This window comes from Deltaproteobacteria bacterium (assembly GCA_016177765.1).
In the GTDB taxonomy this organism is placed as follows: Bacteria; UBA10199; UBA10199; order JACPAL01; family JACOUP01; genus JACOUP01.
Map to the genome: position 1 here is coordinate 1 of JACOUP010000009.1, position 4,087 is coordinate 4,087.

Sequence of the window (4,087 nt, forward strand, 5' to 3'; positions counted from 1 at the left end):
CGAATTTTACCGCCTCCACCTCTAAGCCCATCTCGCCGACCTTGCCGCGGACTACGGGCTCAAAACCGTCCTTGATGCGCCCGGTATAGACCTCGCTTCCGGTAACGATCAGGTGGATGCGCCGCGCGGGGATAGGCAGGATGGTTACGATCGGTTTCTCCTTGCAGATCGCCTCGGCCCTCTTGATCAAATCCTCTTCCACGACCACAGGAATGGTCCGGGTCCCCGCCACGACATCGCCTTTTCTGACATATCGGTTGGCGGGTAGAGTCGCCAGGATCAGCTCGCCAAGATCGTTGAAGCGGTAGAGAAGATCCGCGTCAATCTTCAGCAAGCCGGAGATCTCCGCCACCAGATTAACCCGGCCCTCGACGGGATCGGTCAACGCGAGATGGGAGCCCGCCGCGGCCCGGGCCAGCCTGCGGGCGGCGTCCTCCTCATGGATTTCCCCCCCCTCTAACTCCATGACATAAATATGGGCCTTGCCGAGATCGAGAAGCCGGCTAACATCTTCGGGACGAATGACGTGGCCGCGCCGGAATGCGGGCCCCTTGTACTTACCGGGAACGATTTCGGTGATGTCGTGGGCCAGGGGGAGCCCCACAGCCTCTTCTACCGGTACAACCTTCAGCATAGACCTATCTCCCCAATCAGTTCTTTTACAACATCCACTTAATTTTTCTATCCCGCAAGGCCTCGATTCCCAAAGCCAATAGCCCTAAAGAGCTAGCCCTTTCGGGGGATTGACGAGTGATACAGTTGTTAGATAGAGTGATTCAACTGTTAAGCCAGGTCTATGTATGAAAGAAGGGTGTGGAGATGGTTGGTTGCTTCTGATCCACCAGATCCCTCCGAAACCGAATTACTTTAGAGTAAAGATCTGGCGGAGGCTTCAGCGGCTTGGTGCCGTGGCTGTGAAAAACTCAGTGTATGTCCTGCCGAAGAACGACCAAACCCTAGAGGACTTTCAGTGGGTTCTTCGCGAGATTGTGGAAGGTGGAGGAGAGGCCTCCGTTTGTGAAGCCCGTTTCGTTGAGGGCCTTTCTGATGACCAAGTGCAATCTCTCTTTCAGATAGCTCGTGATGCGGACTATAGCCAGCTTGCTGAGGAGGCTCGGCGCCTTTTAGAGACTCTGCCAGCCGATAGGAAGGTCAATGATGATCAACGGGCTCAGCTTGACACCAATCTTGTACGGCTCAAGCGACGCCTTGCTGAGGTTGTTGCTATTGACTTCTTCGATGCCCCGGGCCGGCTAGCGGCAGAAGGCCTGATCCAGGGCCTGGAATCTCCGTTGGGACGTACGGCGCCAGGGAAAACTGCGGTGGCCTCTGGACAGCGCCTGGAAGATTTTCGTAGCCGCATCTGGGTCACGCGCAAAGGAATTCACATTGACCGGATAGCTAGCGCCTGGTTGATTTGCCGGTTCATTGACCCAGAGGCTCTTGGGATGGCTTGAAGGATCCATTCTATCGTCAACAGAAGTGACTCAGGAGGATTAGAGATGAAAAAAAAGGCCTACTTTGTTGTCGTCTCGTTGCTCATCGGTGTTTTTTGCCTTGCCGATTTGACTTTGTCCCAGGAACATCGTCTGAATTTTGACAACGAAAAGGCAGGGGGACAGGCTTCGGGGCTTCTACCCCATTTGGGAAACTGGGAGATCAGGCGTGATGCCACGGCACCCAGTAAACCCAACATTTACGCTCAAACTTCGACTAAGAGTATTGAAGATTATTTCCCTTTAGCCTTTGTCCCCAATCTAGCCTATAGGGATTTCGTTGCGACGGTGAAGATTAAGCCAATCTCAGGGGAGATGGACCAATCAGGCGGAATCGTTTTTCGAGCCAACGGAAGCGACAATTATTATGTGCTCAGAATTGAAGCGCTAAGGGGCAGCATGGCCGTATATAAAACGGTCCGCGGGAAGCGAAGCATGATCGTATGGGCAAAAGCCGACATCAAGAGCAATCATTGGCAAGCTCTGCGAGTAGAGGTTAAGGGCGATAAGATTGAGGGGTTCGTGGACGGACAGCGAGTGCTGACACTCTATGACAGCACGTTCCTTGACGAAGGTAGTATCGGGATTTGGACGAAATCGGATGCGGTTACCTATTTTGATGACCTAACTATCTCTAAGGCAGACTAAGATAAGGAAGATCTCTCGATGCAGAAGTCGAATGGTCTTCTTTAGCCGAAAGAGGAGGGATCTATGAAAAAGAGGTATAACCTTGCATTACAGATTCTCATTGCGGTGGCTTTTTCCTCTACACCTTTGCAGGCACAGGACAAAGGAAGTGGCAAAGTTGTCCTACCCCTGGGCGCCGCGCAACCGACAAAAGCCATCCGAAGCGGCCAGGAATTTTTCAAAGGAGCGACCTTTGTTGGGGCCGACACCTGCAAGTCGTGCCATGCGAAGCAGTACGACGAGTGGGCCAAGACCTGGCATCGTAAGATGGAGCAGCTACCGTCTGCTCAGAGCGTCGCGGGAGAATTCGATAATATACCTCGCGTCTACAAGGACCTGGAGGTGGAGTCACTAAAGGAACCAAAAAAGAGGGAGAAGATAAGCCCCACGATCCGTGCCTGGAAGGATGCAGGCAAATTCTTTTTCACTTTAATAGATAGGGATAACGAGAAGAACAACCAAACCTATGAAGTGGCCAAAGTCCTCGGAGGCAAGTGGGATCAGGGATACGAGGTCAAAGTGGGCGAGAACTACTACCCCACGCCCATCCGCTGGTCAGCGGTGGCCAAGGCCTGGATCGCCCGAGGATTTCGGGCTGACGAATGGTTCCTTGGTGATGGAACTCCTGATGGGATCCCGCGCGGGCCTGATCAGTTGCTGCCGCATCGGGTAGCCGAGGCGAAGTGCGCCATGTGTCACACAACCGGTTTTACACCCATGCTCGACAAAGAAACGAAGAAGTGGAAGGCAGCCGCACCCTACGAGTTGGGGATCTCTTGCGAAAAGTGCCATGGGCCTGGGAGCCTTCATGTTCAAGAAGCAAAGGAGGCTGAGGGAAGGGGTCAGAGGCTTCTCAAAGCAGAAAAGATCATCCACCCTCTTAAGGACTTAAACACCCTCCAGCAAAATCAAGTCTGCGGCCAGTGTCATGGACGAAATACCAACAAGAGAGAGCGCGACTTGGCCTTCCCTGTAGGTTTTCTTCCAGGGGATACAAACATTCAGGATCTTATCTACTTTTGGAGCTATTCTGGGACCCCGGATCCCGCACAGGTCCGCTACTTCTGGCCCAATGACTGGGCCAAGCGCAATCGTCAACAATGGCAGGATTTTACCAAGAGCACCCACTTCACCAAGACGGACGTGACCTGCCTCACCTGTCATACCTTCCATGGGGATTGGTTTGAGAATCAATTGCGTCTCCCACGAGAAAAACTTTGCGCCGAGTGCCATACCAGGGACGGTTTGGCTAAAAGGCCCAACGTGGAGATGTTCGCCGGCAGCCCGATGGAAAAGGCGGGGACAACCTGCGTAGATTGTCACATGCCAAAGATTGGTAACCGGACGGTTGCCACCACAAAGACCCCGGCCTTGTGGGATGTGACCTCTCACACCTTCATGGTCGCCACACCTGAGTTAACCGTTCAGCACGGGGTTCGAAACTCCTGCGCAGCCTGCCATACACCGGGGGAAACAAGAGACAAAGCAATTCCGCTGGTTGCCGAGGCCGCACACGCCATGCTTAAGGGCCGCCAGGTTGAGATCCGAACGATGATCGACCAGGCACAGGTGGTGCTGCGGGGTGCAGAGGCAATGCTTAAGCAGGCCGAAAAGACCGCCCGGGGGACGGTCGCAGAGAAGTCGCGAAGACAGTTACTGGAAGCTAAGGATAACCTCGCTTTTGTCCTCCTAGATGGGAGCCTTGGTTTCCATAATTATGAACGCGCTAAGGACCTCGTTCAGAAGGCATCGGTACATGCAACCGAGGCGAAGAAAGCTCTTGGCCGGACTGCTCCAAGAAAGTGAACTGTGAACTAACCCGGTAGCGGATCTCATCCGGGCAGGGATGAAGGGGATATCTACTGCACCTCGACGACCTCCCCGATCTCTTCTGGCCGCACATA

General features: G+C 53.8%; 4 protein-coding genes. 3 read left to right on the top strand and 1 reads right to left on the bottom strand.

The window, feature by feature from the left end; translation table 11 throughout:
• Window positions 1–634: molybdopterin-binding protein (locus tag HYS22_09085; protein MBI1910304.1), on the bottom strand; the 634-nt coding region annotated here is incomplete at its 3' end.
• Between the two features lie 166 nt (window positions 635–800).
• Between HYS22_09085 and HYS22_09090 the strand changes: the two genes are divergently transcribed.
• The 3 genes from HYS22_09090 to HYS22_09100 all read left to right on the top strand — a co-directional run bounded on the left by HYS22_09090 (window position 801) and on the right by HYS22_09100 (window position 3,989).
• Window positions 801–1,457: a chromate resistance protein gene (locus tag HYS22_09090; protein ID MBI1910305.1), complete on the top strand. Its 657-nt coding sequence runs from the start codon at window positions 801–803 to the stop codon at window positions 1,455–1,457.
• A gap of 45 nt (window positions 1,458–1,502) precedes the next feature.
• Window positions 1,503–2,144, top strand: coding sequence for a hypothetical protein (locus HYS22_09095; GenBank protein ID MBI1910306.1), 642 nt, complete (start codon window positions 1,503–1,505; stop codon window positions 2,142–2,144).
• A gap of 63 nt (window positions 2,145–2,207) precedes the next feature.
• Window positions 2,208–3,989 (top strand): ammonia-forming cytochrome c nitrite reductase subunit c552, encoded by a 1,782-nt coding sequence (locus tag HYS22_09100; protein ID MBI1910307.1) that lies wholly within the window; start codon window positions 2,208–2,210, stop codon window positions 3,987–3,989.
• Window positions 3,990–4,087: the final 98 nt, after the last annotated feature.